Annotated in this window: 14 protein-coding genes and 4 pseudogenes; all 18 read left to right on the forward strand. The window is 61.6% G+C overall.

The window, feature by feature from the left end; translation table 11 throughout:
- Nucleotides 1–9 precede the first annotated feature (9 nt).
- The 18 genes and pseudogenes from tssC (at nucleotide 10) to H3221_RS05090 (ending at nucleotide 19,360) form a co-directional block, all read left to right on the forward strand.
- Nucleotides 10–1,503, forward strand: coding sequence for a type VI secretion system contractile sheath large subunit (gene tssC / locus H3221_RS05010; RefSeq protein WP_196474364.1), 1,494 nt, complete (start codon nucleotides 10–12; stop codon nucleotides 1,501–1,503).
- A 128-nt stretch (nucleotides 1,504–1,631) separates the two neighbouring features.
- Nucleotides 1,632–2,120, forward strand: coding sequence for an Hcp family type VI secretion system effector (locus tag H3221_RS05015; RefSeq protein WP_196474363.1), 489 nt, complete (start codon nucleotides 1,632–1,634; stop codon nucleotides 2,118–2,120).
- An 80-nt stretch (nucleotides 2,121–2,200) separates the two neighbouring features.
- On the forward strand, nucleotides 2,201–2,659 hold the full coding sequence (locus tag H3221_RS05020; RefSeq protein WP_196474362.1) for a T6SS effector amidase Tae4 family protein: 459 nt from the start codon (nucleotides 2,201–2,203) through the stop codon (nucleotides 2,657–2,659).
- On the forward strand, nucleotides 2,656–3,108 hold the full coding sequence (locus H3221_RS05025; RefSeq protein WP_196474361.1) for a hypothetical protein: 453 nt from the start codon (nucleotides 2,656–2,658) through the stop codon (nucleotides 3,106–3,108). Before H3221_RS05020 ends, H3221_RS05025 begins: the two co-directional genes overlap by 4 nt.
- An 8-nt stretch (nucleotides 3,109–3,116) precedes the next feature.
- On the forward strand, nucleotides 3,117–3,632 hold the full coding sequence (tssE, locus tag H3221_RS05030; protein ID WP_196474360.1) for a type VI secretion system baseplate subunit TssE: 516 nt from the start codon (nucleotides 3,117–3,119) through the stop codon (nucleotides 3,630–3,632).
- Nucleotides 3,629–5,488 (forward strand): type VI secretion system baseplate subunit TssF, encoded by a 1,860-nt coding sequence (gene tssF, locus H3221_RS05035; protein ID WP_196474359.1) that lies wholly within the window; start codon nucleotides 3,629–3,631, stop codon nucleotides 5,486–5,488. The genes tssE and tssF overlap by 4 nt, the downstream gene beginning before the upstream one ends.
- Nucleotides 5,452–6,504: a type VI secretion system baseplate subunit TssG gene (gene tssG, locus H3221_RS05040; protein WP_196474358.1), complete on the forward strand. Its 1,053-nt coding sequence runs from the start codon at nucleotides 5,452–5,454 to the stop codon at nucleotides 6,502–6,504. The genes tssF and tssG overlap by 37 nt, the downstream gene beginning before the upstream one ends.
- The gene (tssH, locus tag H3221_RS05045) at nucleotides 6,497–9,169 is read left to right on the forward strand and encodes a type VI secretion system ATPase TssH (protein ID WP_196474357.1); all 2,673 of its coding nucleotides are present in this window, start codon (nucleotides 6,497–6,499) and stop codon (nucleotides 9,167–9,169) included. Before tssG ends, tssH begins: the two co-directional genes overlap by 8 nt.
- A 58-nt stretch (nucleotides 9,170–9,227) precedes the next feature.
- On the forward strand, nucleotides 9,228–11,168 hold the full coding sequence (locus H3221_RS05050; protein ID WP_196474356.1) for a type VI secretion system Vgr family protein: 1,941 nt from the start codon (nucleotides 9,228–9,230) through the stop codon (nucleotides 11,166–11,168).
- Nucleotides 11,168–11,596 carry a DcrB-related protein gene (locus H3221_RS05055; protein ID WP_196474355.1) on the forward strand — a complete coding sequence of 143 codons (429 nt, stop codon included), beginning with the start codon at nucleotides 11,168–11,170 and terminating at the stop codon, nucleotides 11,594–11,596. Before H3221_RS05050 ends, H3221_RS05055 begins: the two co-directional genes overlap by 1 nt.
- Before the next feature lie 6 nt (nucleotides 11,597–11,602).
- Complete coding sequence (locus tag H3221_RS05060; protein ID WP_196474354.1) at nucleotides 11,603–16,075, forward strand: RHS repeat-associated core domain-containing protein; 4,473 nt, start codon at nucleotides 11,603–11,605, stop codon at nucleotides 16,073–16,075.
- 12 nt (nucleotides 16,076–16,087) lie between these two features.
- The gene (locus tag H3221_RS05065; RefSeq protein WP_196474353.1) at nucleotides 16,088–16,699 is read left to right on the forward strand and encodes an Imm43 family immunity protein; all 612 of its coding nucleotides are present in this window, start codon (nucleotides 16,088–16,090) and stop codon (nucleotides 16,697–16,699) included.
- A 75-nt stretch (nucleotides 16,700–16,774) separates the two neighbouring features.
- Nucleotides 16,775–17,206 (forward strand): annotated as a pseudogene (locus tag H3221_RS05070) (RHS repeat-associated core domain-containing protein); the annotation flags it as partial.
- Nucleotides 17,207–17,242: 36 nt separating this feature from the next.
- A pseudogene (locus tag H3221_RS25760) lies at nucleotides 17,243–17,575 on the forward strand (HNH endonuclease); the annotation flags it as partial.
- A gap of 3 nt (nucleotides 17,576–17,578) precedes the next feature.
- Nucleotides 17,579–17,929: a hypothetical protein gene (locus H3221_RS05080; RefSeq protein WP_196474351.1), complete on the forward strand. Its 351-nt coding sequence runs from the start codon at nucleotides 17,579–17,581 to the stop codon at nucleotides 17,927–17,929.
- 23 nt (nucleotides 17,930–17,952) lie between these two features.
- Nucleotides 17,953–18,394, forward strand: a pseudogene (locus tag H3221_RS25765) (RHS repeat-associated core domain-containing protein); the annotation flags it as partial.
- 140 nt (nucleotides 18,395–18,534) lie between these two features.
- Nucleotides 18,535–18,747, forward strand: a pseudogene (locus H3221_RS25770) (NucA/NucB deoxyribonuclease domain-containing protein); the annotation flags it as partial.
- Between the two features lie 10 nt (nucleotides 18,748–18,757).
- The gene (locus H3221_RS05090; RefSeq protein ID WP_196474350.1) at nucleotides 18,758–19,360 is read left to right on the forward strand and encodes a DUF6707 family protein; all 603 of its coding nucleotides are present in this window, start codon (nucleotides 18,758–18,760) and stop codon (nucleotides 19,358–19,360) included.
- Nucleotides 19,361–19,539: the final 179 nt, after the last annotated feature.

Below are 19,539 nucleotides of genomic sequence, written 5' to 3' on the forward strand. Positions count from 1 at the left end.
AAGACCACCATGAGCGAACAGTTGCAACAAGACCAGGCCGCACTGGCCAGCACCGAGCAGACCAGCGAATTCGCTTCGCTGCTGATGCAGGAATTCAAACCCAAGACCGAACGTGCCAAGGAAGCGGTGGAGACTGCCGTGCGTACCCTGGCCGAGCAGGCGCTGGCGCAGACGGATCTGATCTCCAACGATGCGATCAAGTCGATCGAGTCGATCATCGCCGCCATCGATGCCAAGCTCACCGCACAGGTCAACCAGATCATCCACCACAGCGATTTCCAGCAGGTGGAAAGTGCCTGGCGTGGCCTGCACTACCTGGTCAACAACACCGAGAGCGACGAGCAGCTGAAGATCCGCGTGCTCAACATCTCCAAGCCCGAGCTGCACAAGACCCTGAAGAAATTCAAGGGCACCGCCTGGGACCAGAGCCCGGTGTTCAAGAAGCTCTACGAAGAGGAATACGGCCAGTTCGGGGGCGAGCCCTACGGCTGCCTGGTCGGCGACTACTACTTCGACCAGTCGCCGCCCGATGTCGAGTTGCTCGGCGAGCTGTCCAAGGTCTGCGCGGCGATGCACGCGCCGTTCATTTCCGCCGCCTCGCCGACCGTGATGGGCATGGGCTCCTGGCAGGAGCTGTCCAACCCGCGTGATCTGACCAAGATCTTCACCACCCCGGAATACGCCGGCTGGCGCTCGCTGCGTGAGTCCGAGGATTCGCGCTACATCGGCCTGACCATGCCGCGCTTTCTCGCGCGCCTGCCCTATGGCGCCAAGACCGATCCGGTGGAGGCTTTCGCCTTCGAGGAAAATACCGACGGCGCCGACAGCAGCAAGTACACCTGGGCCAACGCCGCCTATGCCATGGCGGTCAACATCAACCGCTCGTTCAAGCATTACGGCTGGTGTTCGCGCATTCGGGGCGTGGAGTCCGGCGGCGAAGTGCCGAACCTGCCGGCGCATACCTTCCCCACCGACGATGGTGGCGTGGACATGAAGTGCCCCACCGAGATCGCCATTTCCGACCGTCGCGAAGCCGAGCTGGCGAAGAACGGCTTCATGCCGCTGCTGCACAAGAAGAACACCGACTTCGCCGCCTTCATCGGTGCGCAGTCGCTGCAGAAACCGGCCGAGTACGACGACCCGGACGCCACCGCCAACGCCAACCTGGCCGCGCGCCTGCCGTACCTGTTCGCCACCTGCCGTTTCGCGCATTACCTCAAGTGCATCGTTCGCGACAAGATCGGCTCGTTCAAGGAACGGGACGAAATGCAGCTCTGGCTGCAGGACTGGATCCTCAAGTACGTCGACGGTGATCCGGCTCACTCCACCGAGACCACCAAGGCGCAGCATCCGTTGGCCGCCGCCGAAGTCGTGGTGGAAGAGGTCGAGGGCAACCCCGGTTACTACAACTCGAAGTTCTTCCTGCGCCCGCACTACCAGCTCGAAGGGCTGACGGTGTCGCTGCGGCTGGTTTCCAAACTGCCGTCGGCCAAGGGCGCCTGAGCCCCGGCAGGCATGCGGGTCCTGCCCGGCGGCATCGCCGCATGAGGCCCGCCTGCCTGATACATGGAAAGCCCCGGGCTTTTCGCATTTCCACACCCTCGTGGCGATGACCACACCCAGGAGAAAACATGGCTGTCGATATCTTCATCAAAATCGGTGACATCAAGGGCGAGTCCCAGGACAAGACCCACAAGGACGAAATCGAAGTACTCAACTGGAGCTGGGGCATGTCCCAGTCCGGCAACATGCACACCGGTACCGGCGGTGGCGCTGGCAAGGTGAGCATCCAGGACCTGTCGCTGACCAAGTTCGTCGACAAGGCAACCCCCAACCTGATGATGCATTGCTCCAGCGGCAAGCACGTGCCCAAGGTCACCCTCACCGTGCGCAAGGCGGGCGGCGACGCTCAGGTGGAGTACCTGATCATCAACCTCGAGGAAGTGCTGATCTCCTCGCTGAGCACCGGTGGTTCGGGCAGCGATGACCGTCTGATCGAGAACATCACTCTGAACTTCGCCAAGGTCACCGTCGATTACCAGCCGCAGAAAGCCGACGGCACCAAGGACGGCGGCCCGATCAAGTACGGCTGGAACATCCGCTCCAACGTCAAGATCTGACATCCTGCCGCCCCCGGGGTCTGCGCCGGGGGCGGTCGGGCTTGGTAAGACTCCGATTCACGCAGTAATGAGACCGTTTCATGGCCAAGCCTTCGTTTATCAATCTGTGGAACGAATATCTCAAGATCTGGAACGAGTACCCCGACGGCAAGGTATGTGATGGCCCATGGGCGAACCAATGTGCCATTCGCATGAGCTACACGCTCAATGCCGACAAGACCATCAAGGTCAACAAGGCCACCTACACCGAACCCAAATGTGCTCACGCACACGCCAGGGGCGCTGAATCATTGGCCAACTGGTTATGGAAACACCACCTGGGCCGCCCGCTGATCATCGGTGGCAGTGCACAGGAGCGTCTCAAGCTGGTCGACAAGACCGGACTGATCTTCTTCAAAGATTGCTTCCAGCAAGCCGGACAGACCCTCGATGAGCGCACCGGCGACCATATCGATCTGTGGAATCGCGGCTTTACGGCAGGCCGTTACGCTGATCCGAGACACATGGCCCGGCAGATCTGGTTCTGGGAGCTGGCATGAGCAAGCGCCTTCGTACACCTTTGCTGCTGCTCGGCATGCTGACCAGCCTCTGTGCATGCGCCGAATCGACTCTACCGCCTGCCACAGGTAAATCCAGCTACCCGGAGCAAGTGGACCTGGAAGGACAGCCTTATAAATTGGAGAACGCCGAGCAGGCCTGCGTATTGCGCAAGCCAGACCTGAGCGTACTGCCACTGAACCTTCCCTCGCCGTGTCATTTCAGTGTCGGCAAGGATGGCCAGGCACATGTCGAAATCTTTCAGAATGTGCCGATCGTCATGGTGCTGCATGTGGCTCCCGTGGCTGAAAACGAGCTGGAGTGTCGCTCGCAATACAAGGCCATTCGACTGATCGAGGGCCAGCTGGAGCCATCGGTGCTGGCTCAGAGTGCCAGTTGCCTGCGCGGTGTCGGTGATCAGAAGGGTTACACCGCGATGTTCGACTGGTAAGCCTGCGTATGACCAGCCCCATGACCCCACGCGAGCGCCTGCAGCCCTCGCTGCTCGATCGCCTGACCGACGATGACCCCGGCAATCCGCAGGAAAGCGCGGATCGCCGCGTGCTGTCGATGAATCAACTCAAGGCTTCGGTGCTGCGCGATCTGACCTGGCTGTTCAATACCATCGCCCTGCTCGATGCCGACACCACGCGGCACACGCCGGCAGGCACCTCGGTGATCAACTATGGCTTGCCGGCTCTGGCTGGCAGCAGTGTTTCGGGGGTCGATATCGCCGCCCTGGAGAACATTATCCAGCGCGCCATCATCACCTTCGAGCCGCGCATCCTGGCGCACAGCGTGCGGGTGCGCGCGCATGTCGGTCATGAACAGATGAACCATAACGCCCTGAGTTTCGAGATTCAGGGTGACCTGTGGGCCCAACCGGTCGCCCTGTCCTTGCTGCTGCGCACCGAGGTGGACCTGGAGTCCGGCCATGTGCAGGTGCTGCCCGCCGAGCAGCGGAGACGCTCATGAACCCCCGTTTGCTGGAACTGTATAACCAGGAGCTGCTGCACATCCGCGAAAGCGCTCAGGAGTTCGCCCGCGAATACCCGAAGATCGCCGGGCGCTTGTCGCTGTCTGGAATGGAATGCGCCGACCCCTACGTCGAGCGTCTGCTCGAAGGTTTCGCCTACCTGACCGCCCGCGTGCAATTGAAGCTCGACGCCGAGTATCCGACCTTCACCCATAACCTGTTGGAGGTCGCCTACCCGCATTACCTGGCGCCGACGCCGTCGATGACCGTGGTGCAGTTGCATACCGATGCCAACGACGGCGCGCTCAACGGCAGCTTCAACCTGCCGCGCGACAGCGTGCTGCGAGCCACTCTCGGCAAGGACAGTCAGACTCCCTGCGAGTACCGCACGGCTCACGCGGTGACCCTGTGGCCGCTGCAGGTGGCGGATGCCGAATACATCAGCAACCCTACCGCCGCGCTGGGTCGCCTCGCCGCCAGCGAGCCACGGGCCAAGGCCGCGCTGCGCATCACCCTGCGCAGCGGCGCCGAAATACCCTTCGCCAGCCTGGAGCTGGACAACCTGCCGCTGTACCTCAATGGCCTCGACGAGCTGCCGTTTCGTCTTTATGAGCAACTGCTGGGCAACCGCATCGCCGTGTTTGCCCGCCAGCCCGGGCGCGACTGGGTCGAACGGTTACCTGCCGACGCCTTGCGCCCTTGCGGCTTCGATGACGCCGAGGCGGCCTTGCCGGTAGTGCCGCAGGCCTTCCAGGGCTATCGCCTGTTGCAGGAATACTTCGCCCTGCCGCAGCGTTTCCTGTTCGTCGATTTCTCTGGTTTGCGCCGTGCCGTGCGCCAGTGCAGCGGTGAAGAGCTGGAATTGATCGTGTTGTTCGATCGCGTCGACAGCCACCTGCAGAACCAGGTCGGCGCCAGTCAGTTCCTGCCATTCTGTACCCCGGCGATCAACCTGTTCCCGCGGCGCCTGGATCGTATCCACCTGAGTGACAAGGTGCACGAGCACCACGCCATCGCCGACCGCACGCGGCCGATGGATTTCGAGATCCATTCGCTGCGCGGCGTCAGCGGCCATGGCAGTGGCCCGGAGCAGCCCTTCCTGCCCTTCTATGCCGTGCGCGACCCTGCTCGCTATGGCCGCGATCAGGCCTATTACATCGTACGTCGTGAGCCGCGCGTGCTGTCGGCAGAGCAGCGCCGCAGCGGCACTCGCTCCAGCTATGTCGGCAGCGAAACCTTCATCAGCCTGGTCGACAGTCACCAGGCGCCCTATCGCCACGACCTGCGCCAGCTGGGACTCAGTGCCCTGTGCACCAACCGCGACCTGCCGCTGTTCATGACCGTCGGTATCGGCAAGAGCGACTTCACCCTGGCCGACAGTGCGCCGGTGCAGAGCGTGCGCTGTGTCGCGGGGCCAAGCCGGCCGCGGGCCAGCCCGGCCCACGACAACCAGGCCTGGCGGCTGATCAGCCAGCTGTCACTGAACTACCTGTCACTGGCCGAGCAGGGCCAGGGCGCCGCTGCCCTGCGTGAAATGCTGCGCCTGTATGGCGACACGCAGAATCCGGCGCTGCAACTGCAGATCGAAGGCCTGCGCGAAGTCAGTGCCAAGCCCTGTACACGGCGTTTGCCGATGCCCGGCCCGATCGTCTTCGGCCGTGGCCTGGAAATCACCCTGGAGTTCGACGAGAACGCCTTTCGCGGTACCGGAGTGTTCCTTCTCGGTGCGGTGTTCGAGCGTTTCCTGGCGCGCTACGTATCCCTCAACAGCTTTACCGAAACGGTGCTACGCAGCACCGAACGCGGCGAGATCATGCGATGGAAAGCCCGGCCCGGCCGTCGTCCGAACCTGTAGACACGCTTGAGCAGATGCAGGCACAGCCCTGGGAGTACGATTTCTTCCAGGCCCTGCGACGCATCGAGAACGAGCACCCGCATTTGCCACGCCTGGGGCATTCGCGGCGTCTGGCTGACGATCCGCTGCGCCTCGGCCAGCGTCAGGAAGGTACATTCGCCCCGGCTACCCTGGCCGCCGTGACGCCCGCCAGCGACGAGCGTCCGGCGCGTCTGGAACAGTACTTCTTCGGCCTCGGCGGGCCCAACGGGCCGCTGCCGCTGCACCTGACCGAATACGTGCGCGAGCGCCAGCGCAACCATGCCGACAGCACCAGCAAGCACTTTCTCGATCTGTTCCATCATCGTCTGCTGACCCTGTTCTACCGCGCCTGGGCCGAAGCCCGGCCGACCGTCAGCCATGACCGCCCCGACGACGACTACTGGTCGGCGCGCCTGGCTGCCTTCAGTGGTCGCGGCATGCCCAGCCTGCGCCAGCAGGGCGTGCTGGACGATGCAGCGAAGCTGCACTTCAGCGGTCACCTGGCCGCACAGACGCGCTACCCCGATGGCCTCAAGGCGATCCTCGCCGACTACTTCGGCGTGCCGGTGCAGATCGAAGAGTACGCCGGCAGCTGGCTGAGCCTGCCCGAACCAACGCGCCTGGGCGTGGAGTCCAGCCAGCTGGGCGTGGACTTCTGCCTGGGCAGCCAGGTCTGGGATCGTCAGCACAGCTTCCGCATCTGCTTCGGGCCGCTGACGCTCGAGCAGTACAACGCCATGCTGCCCGATGGTGAGTCCTTCGCGGCGCTGGTGGCCTGGGTCGCCGAATACCTGGGCGACGAACTCGACTGGCAACTGAATCTCGTATTGCAGCGCGAGGAAGTCCCCGCGCTATGCCTCAACGGCCAGGCTCGCCTGGGTTACACCACCTGGCTTGGCCAGCCGCAGCACGACGCCAGGGATCTGGTGCTGGCCCGCCATCACGCCGCAGCGACCCCGCCGGCGGATCAATCAAGGAGAACTTCACATGGGTGAAATCAGTCGTACCGCGCTGTTCGGCAAGCTCAACAGCGTCGGTTACAAGGCCATCGAGGCCGCCACCGTGTTCTGCAAGCTGCGCGGCAACCCTTATGTCGAACTGGCGCACTGGTTTCACCAGCTCCTGCAGCTGCAGGATTCCGACCTGCACCGCATCATCCGTCAGTTCAGCCTGGAACCGGCGCGCCTGGCGCGGGATCTGACCGACGCACTCGACCGCCTGCCGCGTGGCTCGACCTCGATCACCGACCTGTCCTCGCACGTCGAGGAAGCGGTCGAGCGCGGCTGGGTCTACGGCAGCCTGATGTTCGGCGAGCATCAGGTGCGCACCGGCTATCTGGTCATCGGCATCCTCAAGACGCCGAGCCTGCGCCAGGTGCTGCTGGGTCTGTCGGGTGAGTTCGACAAGATCAAGGTGCAGACCCTGAGTGAGCGTTTCGACGAGTACGTCGGCGATTCGCCGGAGAACCACCTGGCCGCCAGCGATGGTTTCGCCGCTGCAGCACCGGGCGAGGTCAGTGGCGCCATGGCGCCGGCGGCGATGGGCAAGCAGGAGGCGCTCAAGCGCTTCACCCTCGACCTCACCGAACAGGCACGCAAGGGTGAACTCGACCCCATCGTCGGCCGCGACGAGGAGATCCGCCAACTGGTCGATATCCTCATGCGCCGCCGGCAGAACAACCCGATCCTCACCGGCGAGGCGGGCGTCGGCAAGACCGCCGTGGTCGAGGGTTTCGCCCTGCGCATCGCCGCCGGTGACGTGCCGCCCTCGCTCAAGGATGTCGAGCTGCGCAGTCTCGACGTTGGCCTGCTGCAGGCCGGCGCCAGCATGAAGGGCGAGTTCGAGCAGCGCCTGCGCCAGGTCATCGAAGACGTGCAGGCCTCGCCCAAGCCGATCATCCTGTTCATCGACGAAGCTCACACGCTGGTCGGCGCCGGTGGCGCGGCCGGCACCGGCGACGCGGCCAACCTGCTCAAGCCGGCGCTGGCGCGCGGCAGTCTGCGCACCGTGGCGGCCACTACCTGGGCCGAGTACAAGAAGCACATCGAGAAGGACCCGGCGCTGACCCGTCGCTTCCAGGTGGTGCAGGTACCCGAACCTTCCGAGGGCAAGGCGCTGCTGATGATGCGCGGCGTGGCCTCGACCATGGAGAAGCATCATCAGGTGCAGATTCTCGACGAAGCCCTGGACGCTGCGGTCAAGCTCTCGCACCGCTACATCCCGGCGCGCCAGTTGCCGGACAAGTCGGTCAGCCTGCTCGACACCGCCTGTGCCCGGGTGGCCATCAGCCTGCACGCCGTACCGGCCGAGGTCGATGACAGCCGCCGGCGCATCGAAGCGCTGGAAACCGAACTGCAGATCATCGCCCGCGAGCATGCCATCGGCATCGACGTCAGCCTGCGCCAGGCCAACAGCGAGAACCTGCTGGTCGCCGAGCGCGAGCGCCTGGTCGAGCTGGAAAGCCGCTGGGCCGAAGAGAAACAACTGGTCGACGAGCTGCTGGCCACCCGCGCCAGCCTGCGCGAAAGCGCGGGTGTCGTCGATAACGACAGCGCCACGGACCACCAGAGCCTGCGCGCCCACCTGGTCGAACTGCAGCAACGCCTGAGCCAGCTGCAGGGCGAAGCCCCGCTGATTCTGCCGACCGTCGACTACCAGGCCGTGGCCTCGGTGGTCGCTGACTGGACCGGCATTCCGGTTGGGCGCATGGCGCGCAACGAGGTCGAGACCGTGCTCAACCTCGACAGCCTGCTGGCCAAGCGCATCATCGGCCAGGACCACGCGCTGAAGATGATCGCCAAGCGCATCCAGACCTCGCGCGCCGGCCTCGACAACCCCAGCAAGCCGATTGGCGTGTTCATGCTCGCCGGCACCTCTGGCGTCGGCAAGACCGAAACCGCGCTGGCGCTGGCCGAGGCGCTGTATGGCGGTGAGCAGAACCTGATCACCATCAACATGAGCGAATTCCAGGAGGCGCACACCGTTTCCACCCTCAAGGGTGCGCCGCCCGGCTATGTCGGCTACGGCGAAGGCGGTGTGCTGACCGAGGCCGTGCGTCGCCGGCCGTACAGCGTGGTGCTGCTCGACGAGGTGGAAAAGGCCCACCCGGACGTGCACGAGATCTTCTTCCAGGTGTTCGACAAGGGCGTGATGGAAGACGGCGAAGGGCGCCTGATCGACTTCAAGAACACCCTGATCCTGCTCACCACCAACGCCGGCACCGAGCACGTGGCGCGCCTGTGCCAGGACCCGGATAACCTGCCCGAGCCGGAAAGCATCGCCCGCGACCTGCGTCAGCCGTTGCTGGAGATCTTCCCGCCCGCCCTGCTCGGCCGCCTGGTGACCATCCCCTACTACCCGCTCAGCGACGCCATGCTCAAGGCCATCACCCGCCTGCAACTGGGCCGCATCAAGACGCGCATCGAAAGCACCCACAAGGTGCCCTTCGACTACGACGAGGCGGTGGTCGACCTGGTGGTTTCGCGCTGCACCGAGAGCGAGAGTGGCGGTCGGCAGATCGATGCCATCCTCACCAACGGCATGCTGCCGGACATGAGCCGCGAGTTCCTCACCCGCATGATGGAAGGCAAGCCGCTGGCCGGCGTGCGCATCAGCGTGGCCGACAACGACCTGACCTACAGCTTCGCCGACAACGCCTGAGCCCGATCGCGGGTCGGCTTCTGCCGGCCCGCGCCATGGCAGGCCGGAACCCCGACCTATGTTCTTCACCCAATCTACCCGCTTTGCACGCATCACCAGCCCGCTCGGGCCGGACGTTCTGCTGCTGCGCTCGATGCACGGCAGCGACGAGCTGGGCCGCCTGTTCGAGTACGAGCTGCAACTGGTGTCCCACGACGCCAACCTCGATCTCAACCAGTTGCTCGGCAAACCGCTGTCGCTCTCCGTGCAGCAGCATGGCGGCGGTGAACGGCATTTCCATGGCATCGTCGCTGCCTGCGGGCAGACCGTCGACCGTGGCCAGTTCGCGGCCTATCGGGTCACCCTGCGACCCTGGCTGTGGCTGCTCAGCCGCACCTCCGACTGCCGCATCTTCCAGCACATGAGCGTGCCGCAGATCATCAAGCAGGTATTCCGCGACCTGGGTTTCTCCGATTTCGAAGACGCACTCAGTCGTCCCTATCGCGAGTGGGAGTACTGCGTGCAGTACCGCGAAACCAGCTTCGACTTCGTCAGCCGGTTGATGGAAAAGGAGGGCATCTACTACTACTTCCGCCACGAGGCCGATCGCCATGTGCTGGTGCTCGCCGACGCCTACGGTGCCCATGTGCCGGCACCCGGTTACGCCAGCGTGCCCTACTACCCGCCGGACGGGCAGCACCGCGAGCGTGACCACATCAACGACTGGCAGCTGGCTCAGCACGTGCAACCGGGCTCGATGGAGCTCAACGACTACGACTTCCAGCGGCCCAGCGCGCGTATCGACGTGCGCTCGGTCATGCCCCGTCCGCACAGCGCCGGCGACTATCCGCTGTACGACTATCCCGGTACCTACGTGCAGAGCAGCGATGGCGAGCAGTACGCGCGCAATCGCATCGAGGCCCTGCAGAGCCTGCATGAACGCGTCGAGGTTGGCGGCAGCGTGCGCGGCATCGCCTCGGGCAACCTGTTCAGCCTCACCGGCTTCGGTCGCGCCGACCAGAACCGTGAGTACCTGGTGGTGTGCGCGCGCTACCACGTCGCGCAGGAATCGCTGGAGAGCGGCAGTGGCGGCGGTGGCCAGTTCGAGTGCCAGCTCACCTGCACCGATGCCCAGCAGACCTTCCGCCCGCTGTGTGGCACGCCCAAGCCCCTGGTACAGGGGCCGCAGACCGCCGTGGTGGTCGGCCCAGCCGGCGAGGAGATCTGGACCGACCAGTACGGCCGGGTCAAGGTGCACTTCCACTGGGATCGTCACGACCAGTCCAACGAAAACAGCTCCTGCTGGATTCGCGTCTCGCAGTCCTGGGCCGGCAAGAACTGGGGCCATATCCAGATTCCGCGCATCGGTCAGGAAGTCATCGTCAGCTTCCTCGAAGGCGATCCCGACCAGCCGATCATCACCGGGCGCGTCTACAACGCCGAGCAGACCGTGCCCTACGACCTGCCCGCCAACGCCACCCAGAGCGGCATCAAGAGCCGCTCCAGCAAGGGCGGCACGCCGGCCAACTTCAACGAAATCCGCATGGAGGACAAGAAGGGCGCCGAACAGCTGTACATCCACGCCGAGCGCAATCAGGACATCGTCGTCGAGGTGGATGAAACCCACTCGGTGGGCCACAACCGGGTCAAGAGCATCGGCATGAACGAGACCGTCACCATCGGCAACAATCGCCTGCGCGCGGTGAAGCTCGACGACGTGCTGGTGGTGGGCTCGACCAAGACCGATAGCATCAGCCAGAGCTACCTCATCGAGGTCGGGCAGAACCTGCGTCTGGTCTGCGGCAAGAGCATTCTCGAACTCAACGCCAGCGGCCAGATCAACCTCAGCGGCGTGGCGATCAACCTCTACGCCAGTGGCGACGCCGAATTCAACACAGGCGGCGTGCTCAACCTGAACATCGGCGGTGGCCCTGGCGCCACGCCCGATGGTCAGGGTGATCAGGGCAGCATCGATGCCGCCGTCAAATCCCTGTTCGGGCAAGAGAAAGGAACCTCATGATGAGCTACACCACCCAGGAATTGAGCCTGCAACTGCCCGGCCAGGACCTGCAGGACAGCACCATCAACATCCTGCGCCTCAATGACCTCGGCACCTCGCTGGTGATCACCCGTGGCGCCCTTGGCGATGGCGAAACCCTGCGCAGCCACTTCGAGGCCCAGGTCGCCAAGCTGGCGAAACAGGTCAAGGATCTGCGCAGCAGCGCGCTGCAGGATGTCCAGGTCGGCCCGACCCAGGCCGTCGTCGGCGTCGAGCTGCGCAGCCAGTTCAGCAAGGGGCCGGAGCAGGTTTACCAGTTCCAGCTCGGCGTGCTGCTGGCCGATGGTCGCCGCCTGCTCGCCCTCAGCTACGTCAAGCCGACGCCGCTCGATGATGCCGACGCCGCGCACTGGGCGCAGATCAAGCACAGCCTCAGTCTCAACGGATGACCTGCGATGTCTGATGCGCTCTGGGCCGCCCGGCTCGGCGACGATCTGCTGCACACCACATTGCTGGCCGACATCGTCGGCGGCGTGCTGGAAGTGGCTGCCTATGCCGCCATCACTGCCGTAGCCTGCGCTGCGGTGGTCGCCGCCACCGGCCTGACCGTGCTCACCGGCGGTCTCGGTGGCTTTGCCCTCGCTGCAGTGGTCGGTATCGCCGTGGGGGTCGGCATGAACAAAACCGGCTGGGACAAGGGGCTCACGACCCTTTGCGAAGGCCTGGGCAACGCCATCTCCCCGCCCAATGTCCAGGCCAAGATCGTCACCGGCGCCAACAAGACCAAAACCAACGGCCTGCCTGCCGCGCGCGCCGCTGGCAAACTGGGCAGCGCCGCCGCGCCGTCCGGCACCGAGCTGGAGCAGGCACCGCCCGCCGAGGAGCCGGAGCCCGGCTTTCTCGACATGGCCAAGAGCTTCTTCAGCGAGATGTGGCGCCCGACCGTCGCCGAGCCAGCGCCCGGCGTCATCCCCTGCCCGCTGGATGCCATCGAGTGCAAGAAGCACCCACCGATGCCCGTGCAACTGCTGGCCGAAGGCTCCAGCAAGGTCAGCATCGAAGGCCAGCCCGCGGTGCGCAGTGGTGATCGCAGCACCTGCGACGCCAAGGTGGTGGACAGCGGCAACATCTCACCGAACGTGCGTATCGGCGGCGACGCCGTGGTGGTGCAGCCGATTCGCAGCGGCAAGACCCCTGGGGTTGGCCTGGCCATCGCCGTGCTCATGGCGCTGCGCGGCAACCCGCGCAAACTGTGCAGCAAGCTGCCCTGCCTGGCCGCTGGTTTCGCCGGCAACATGGCCATGGGCGGTGCGACCGCCTATGCCACCAACGCCATCTCCAACGCCCTCGGCGCGGCCAGCAGCGGTGCGCCCAACCCGGTACACGCCAGCACCGGGGCCAAGGTGCTCGGCGAGGATGACGACCTCGACTTCGTCCTGCCGGGGCTGATGCCCATCGAGTGGCAGCGCTTCTACAGCAGCCGCGACGAGCGTCGCGACGGCCTGCTGGGTGCCGGCTGGAGCCTGCCGTTCGAGATCGCCGTGCAGGTGCGCGCGCACCCGGAGGGCGGTGAGGCGCTGACCTATATCGACGAGCAGGGCCGTCCCATCGAGATCGGCAGCCTGCCACCGGGCGATGCCTGCTACAGCCCCGGCGAAGGCCTGAACTTCCGCCGCGATGAAAGCGGCGCGCTGCTGGTGGAAAGCGTCGATGGCCTTTACCGCCTGTTCGAGCCGTTGCCCGAGTCACCTGATCGTCTGCGCCTGAGCAAGCTCGGCGACCGCAACGACAACCGCCTGCTGCTCGAATACGACGCCACTGGCCGACTGCGTGCCGTGCGCGATGGCCACAACCAGCTGTGCATCGAACTGATTGCCGACGCCCGGCACCCGCAGCGCCTCGGCCGGGTCGAACGCCTGTTCGCCGATGCCCGGCGCGAAGTGCTGGTCGCCTACGACTATGACGCTCAGGGCGATCTCAGCGAGGTTCGCGACGACAAGGGCCAGGTGCTGCGTCGCTTCGTCTACGACAGCGGCCGTCGTCTGATCGAACACCAGCGCCCCACCGGCCTGCGCTGCTTTTATGAATGGAGCGAGCTGCACGGTGCCGATGGCCGCGAATGGCGGGTGACACGGCACTGGACCGATGACGGCGACGAGTACCACCTGCAGTACGACCTCGGTGCCGGGATCACCCGGGTCACCGACGGCCTTGGCCGCGTCAGCGAACGCCACTGGAACAGCCAGTACCAGATCACCCGCTACCGTGACGCCCTCGGCCAGCTCTGGCTGTTCGACTGGAACGACGAACGCCAGCTGCTGGCCGCCGTCACCCCGGACGGCGCGCGTTGGCAGTTCGCCTATGACGAATCCGGTAACCTCTGCGAAACCCTCGACCCGTTGGGGCGCCGTGACTTCACCCAGTGGCTCGGCCACTGGTCGCTGCCCGAAGCCGAGACCGACGCCGCCGGCAATGCCTGGCAGTACCGCTACGACAAGCGCGGCAACTGCATCGCCGAGATCGACCCGCTGGGCCATGTCACCCGCTACCGCTACGACACCAGCGGCCTGCCAGTGGAGATCATCGACGCCAGCGGCAAGCGCAAGACCCTGCGCTGGAACGCCCTCGGCCAGCTCACCGAGCAGGTCGACTGCTCCGGCTACCCGACGCGCTTCGCCTATGACGAGCGCGGCAACCTGGTGCAGATCACCGATGCCCTTGGCGAGATCACCCGCTACCACTACGACAGCCAGGGGCGCCTGCTGCAGACTCAACTCGCCGACGGCCGCTGTGAGGCATTTCAACGCGACACCATTGGCCAGCTCAGCGCCTACCTCGATCCTGCCGGCAAGCCGGTGCGCTACCGTTACGACCGCCGTGGCCAGGTGCGCCAGCGCATCGATGCCCTGGGCCGCAGCGTCGGTTTCGAGTACGACGCCTATGGCCGCCTGCTCGCCCTGAGCAACGAGAACGACGAGCGCTACCGCTTCACCTGGGACGTGCTCGACCGCCTCACCGCCCAGCATGACCTCGACGACAGCGCCCGGCATTACCGCTATGACCCGCAGGGCAACCTCATCGCCCTGGCCTACACCCCGGCGCCGCATGGCACCGGCCTGGGCAGCGTACCCGAGGCGCCACCGGCGCCGATCATTCACCGCTTCGAGCGCGATGCCGTTGGCCGGATGATCGCCAAGCACACCGATGACGGTCACACCGCATACGCCTACGACCCACTCGACCGACTGATCAGCATCGACCTCACCGCCGTCGACGGCCAGGTGCAGTCACTGGCCTTCGCCTACGATGCCCTCGGCCAGCTGCTCAGCGAGCAGAGCGCCGCGGGCACCGTGCAGCATGCCTACGACGAACTCGGCAACCTGCTGGAAACGCAACTGCCTGACCAGCGTCGTATCCGCCGCCTGTACTACGGCAGCGGCCACCTGCAACTGCTTAACCTGGATGATCAGTTGGTCAGCCGCTTCGAGCGCGACCGTTTGCATCGCGAGGTGCTGCGCACCCAGGGGCAGCTCGTTACCCGCAGCCAGTACGACCGCAGCGGTCGCCTCACCGGTCGCCTGCGTCGACGCCTGGAACAACCCGCGCAACTGCCGGCCGAAGCCGAGCGGCGCTATGCCTATGACCCCAGCGACAACCTGATCGGCCGCCTCGACCGTGACCCGGCCAGCCAGCGCGAACAGAAGCAGCAACTGCACTACGACGCCAGCGGGCGCATCATCGCCAGCCAGGACCTGATTCGCGGCAATCTGGAAACCTACAGCTACGACGCCGCCGCCAACCTGCTGCATCCGGTCGGCGGCGATGCCGCCAGCAGCGGCTGGGTGCGCCACAACAAACTGCTCACCTACCAGGACAAGCGCTACCGCTACGACGCCTTCGGTCGCCTGGTGGAAAAACGCAGCGGCCGTCATCAGGTGCAGCGCCTGAGCTACGACGCCGAACACCGCGTACGGGAAGTCACCAACAACGACGGCAGCCGCGTGGTCATGCACTACGACCCGCTGGGCCGGCGTATCGGCAAAAGCCACTACGACGCCCGTGGTGCCCTGCTCGGCCAGACCGACTTCACCTGGGACGGCCTGCGCCTGCTCAGCGAAACCCACAACGGCCGACACAGCCTGTACCTCTACGACGAAGGCAGCTACGACCCGCTGGCGCGTGTCGATGGCCAGGGCGAACACGCGCGCCTGCGCTATTACCACACTGACCCAAACGGCCTGCCGCAGCAACTCACCGAAGACGACGGCCGCTGCATCTGGCAAGCGCGCTACCAGGTCTGGGGCAACACCCTGGCCGAAACGCAGGAAAGCTTCTTCGTCGAAGAGCAGAACCTGCGCTTCCAGGGCCAGTACCTGGACCGCGAAACGGGGCTGCACTACAACACCTTCAGGTTCTACGATCCGGATATCGGGCGGTTTATCAGCCCGGACCCGATTGGGTTGGCGGGTGGGATCAACCTGTTCCAGTACGCGCCGGAGCCGTATGGGTGGGTGGATCCGTGGGGGTGGAGCCCCAGTTCGACACTTGACCGATCATTAGGCGGTATTGTCGGAGACAACATGCAGGCACAACACGTCATTCCTGTGGCTGTTTGGAAGCGACATGAGAGATTCATGACCGCAATAGGTCTTGGCGGCACACGTGATAAATCAGGGAACGGACTCCTGATGCCTGATAGTCAGGTAAAAGCCAAATCCATCGGAGTACCCATTTATCACAATGGGTCACACAAAGACTATTCGGATCTGGTAAATAGAAAACTTTCAAAAATTGAGCGTCGGCATACCGCCAAGCTCATTACTCAGGCACAAGCTAGGCAACAGGTAGAGTCACTTCAGCGTAGTCTTCGTAAGAAAACTCTTTCCGGAAGAATACAGACCAAGTCTAAAACCGGGCGACTTTGTTAATAAGAGGTGGATATGCATTACACATTTGCATTCAAAAAAGATAAGAATTGCCCGACATTTATTGACGGTGTCATTCATGAATTCTATCAAGAAGGAATTTACGATGAGCCTATGGAGCAGAATTGGCATTATGCGGGGCCAGATGAAATACTAGCTAAGCTTCCGGAAAAATTAGTACTTATTACAAAAGATAAATGCTACGGATTTGATTTTTGTACTGACTTTGGCGGGCATATTGTCAGTGAAGCCTTTCTCAAAGAGTTTAAGACTTTAAAAATTGGACGCTGGGAGGTTGCCGAGTTAGCGATCGTTAATCCCAAAGGTATTTCTATGGATGCTCTTCGATATTTCTTCATCCGGCAGCGTCGCGAGGATCAGGCTTCCTCCACAGTTATTGATCTGGAACGATCAAATATCCAGTTCCGCAAAACCGGCGAGATAAAAAGTATAAATAGTTTGTTTATTAAGGATGACGCTGGGCTAGACGTTTTTAGCATTGACGAGGTCAGCTTGCTAGGATTCGTGTTTTTATCTGAAAAGGCGGCTGATGTATTAAATAGGCTAGGATTAAAGGGGGTAGAAATAGTAGATACAGGGGGGATAGGGTCAGTAAAAAGCGCATGAACTGTAAGAACATTCGGAGACAGACCACGATTAGTCCCATAAAACTCGGTTTGTCGCTGAGCAATTCCAGTTGCTGGCCTGCGCCTGCTCAGCGAGACCCGCAACGGCCGGCACAGCCTCTACCTCTATGACGAAGGCAGCTACGACCCGCTGGCGCGCGTCGATGGCCAGGGCGAACACGCGCGCCTGCGCTATTACCACACCGACCCCAACGGCCTGCCGCAGCAACTTACCGAAGACGACGGCCGCTGCATCTGGCAGGCGCGCTACCAGGTCTGGGGCAACACCCTGGCCGAAACGCAGGAAAGCTTCTTCGTCGAAGAGCAGAACCTGCGCTTCCAGGGCCAGTACCTGGACCGCGAAACGGGGCTGCACTACAACACCTTCAGGTTCTACGATCCGGATATCGGCCGGTTTATCAGCCCGGACCCGATTGGGTTGGCGGGTGGGATCAACCTGTTCCAGTACGCGCCGGAGCCGTTTGGGTGGGTGGATCCGTGGGGGTGGGCCAGCAATAATCCGGGTGTATACGATGTGTTTGGTGAGGCAAGGCTTCCCAAGGATATGTATCGTCTCAGCGACTATAAGCATTTTCAGGAATCGAATCGCCAGCTTTACTATCAGATGAAAAATAATCCGAGTCTTATGGCTCAAATAGAGTCAAAGTATCCGGGCACTTTTGCGCACGTTTCACCAGGGAAACGCGGTGCTTTTAAAGGTACCGCACCTGCTAGCTTGACATGGCATCACCATGAAAATGTCGGCGGCCTGCTTCAGTTAGTAGATTCAAAGGACCATAATTCTAGGCATAAGGATTACCACCCTTCTGGCCGCGGCGGCAGAAATAAGTGGGGTGGCGGCTCAATTTGTAGGTAAAATATGAAAAAATTTAGATCTCTTGAAGAATTAGTAAAAACCTTCCAAGCAGAGAGCCAGGAAGAGTGGATTTATACCAATATGGAGCAGTGGAATAGCTCTTCAAAGAGCAATGATTTTTATATAATTACAGAAGAAGAGATAGACGAGCTTGCTGATGATGAAGTGTATGAATCCGCAAGTGGTGCTTTCTTACCTAAAGAATTGGAAGATCAGAATCTATATCCGTGGATACTGACAAGCACGTTAGAAGGTATATTGCTTAATCTGAATGGTGGTAAAAACGCACCTTTAGAAAAAATCAGAGGCGCAATAAATTTCTATAGAGAAAATGATGCTTTCTTAAGCGCCTGAAAGGGTAATAGGGGGTAATAGGGGACGGCCTGCGCCTGCTCAGCGAAACCCGCAACGGCCGGCACAGCCTCTACCTCTACGACGAAGGCAGCTACGACCCGCTGGCGCGTGTCGATGGCCAGGGCGAACACGCGCGCCTGCGCTATTACCACACCGATCCCAACGGCCTGCCGCAGCAACTCACCGAAGACGACGGCCGCTGCATCTGGCAGGCGCGCTACCAGGTCTGGGGCAACACCCTGGCCGAAACGCAGGAAAGCTTCTTCGTCGAAGAGCAGAACCTGCGCTTCCAGGGCCAGTACCTGGACCGCGAAACGGGGCTGCACTACAACACCTTCAGGTTCTACGATCCGGATATCGGGCGGTTTATCAGCCCGGACCCGATTGGGTTGGCGGGTGGTATCAACCTGTTCCAGTACGCGCCGGAGCCGTATGGGTGGGTGGATCCGTGGGGGTGGAAAGGTTGCAGTGTTAAGCAAGGCGATGGAAAGACTCATGACATTGTTCTTGAACTGACAAGAAAACAGTACAAGCAAGCATTTGGTCACATTCAAGCGGTCATAAAGAAAACTGGTTTAGATATATTCACCATAAATAGAGCTGGTGCTGCGAGAAATAGAAAGAGTTCGTTGTCAGGATATCCAACCAAGAAAGGTAAGGACCGCGACGAGTTCCCTATGGCAATGTTTAAAGAGGGTGGAAAAGGAGCAAGTGTTCGATACATTGACCCAAGCGATAATAGAGGTGCGGGCTCATCTATTTCTCATGCTCTAGACCCATACCCTGACGGAACCACGGTCAAAATAACTGTAAAATAATGGAGTCCACATGGTTACTGATGCAGTAATACAAAGCCTGCAGACAGAAGATAAGATTCTTGTCGATTTTTTTGAAAAAATACCAAAGAAAAATAAAAAAACTGAAAAAAAATTTATTGAGTCTTCGGTTAGATTGGCGTACGTGCTTTTTTTTTCTGGCGAGCAGGAAGCCGCTAAGCAAATTGTTGCGCGAATTTCCAAGATCCCATTTGCAAATAGTTATGACTATTGGGTTTGGATCGAGGCTGCTCTAGTTCTTAAAGGTGTTATTGCGGAAAAAGAAGGGGACGTGTCATCTTACGAAAGCTCGCTTGATACTGTTAGCCAAGCACTAAAATCTGGCTCGGAGGTACAGGTCTCCGTTAAGGCTAATGTGCATAAGCGATTCCTTGAAGGGCAAACGCTAGATATAAGCTTCTATGAAGAAAACAATCCGGTAGATGCTTTTGAAATGCGCATTGAATATGTAATGTCTCTACTTAAAATGTATATTTTTGGTGGTAGCGATTCTTGGACGCTAAAAAGAATTAAAGGTGAGCTTGAAAAAGTTGGCGGGGAAATTAGAGCGGCAATAGTCGGAAAAGGGATCTATTCATTCCCTCCTTTTCTCTAGAAAAAATAGAGAGGAATCGGGGACAGGCCACGATTAATTTATCTGTAAATCGTGGTCTGTCCCCTGTTGTTCTGCTTTTCACATAATCGCTCTAAAGATGCAAGTCTCGAGGAAACTTACAGAGATCCTGGAGACTGTATTGGACCTGCTGAAAAATCAAGCTATTTCTAAGGTGAGAA

Source organism: Pseudomonas chaetocerotis, assembly GCF_015712105.2.
Lineage (GTDB): Bacteria > Pseudomonadota > Gammaproteobacteria > Pseudomonadales > Pseudomonadaceae > Aquipseudomonas > Aquipseudomonas chaetocerotis.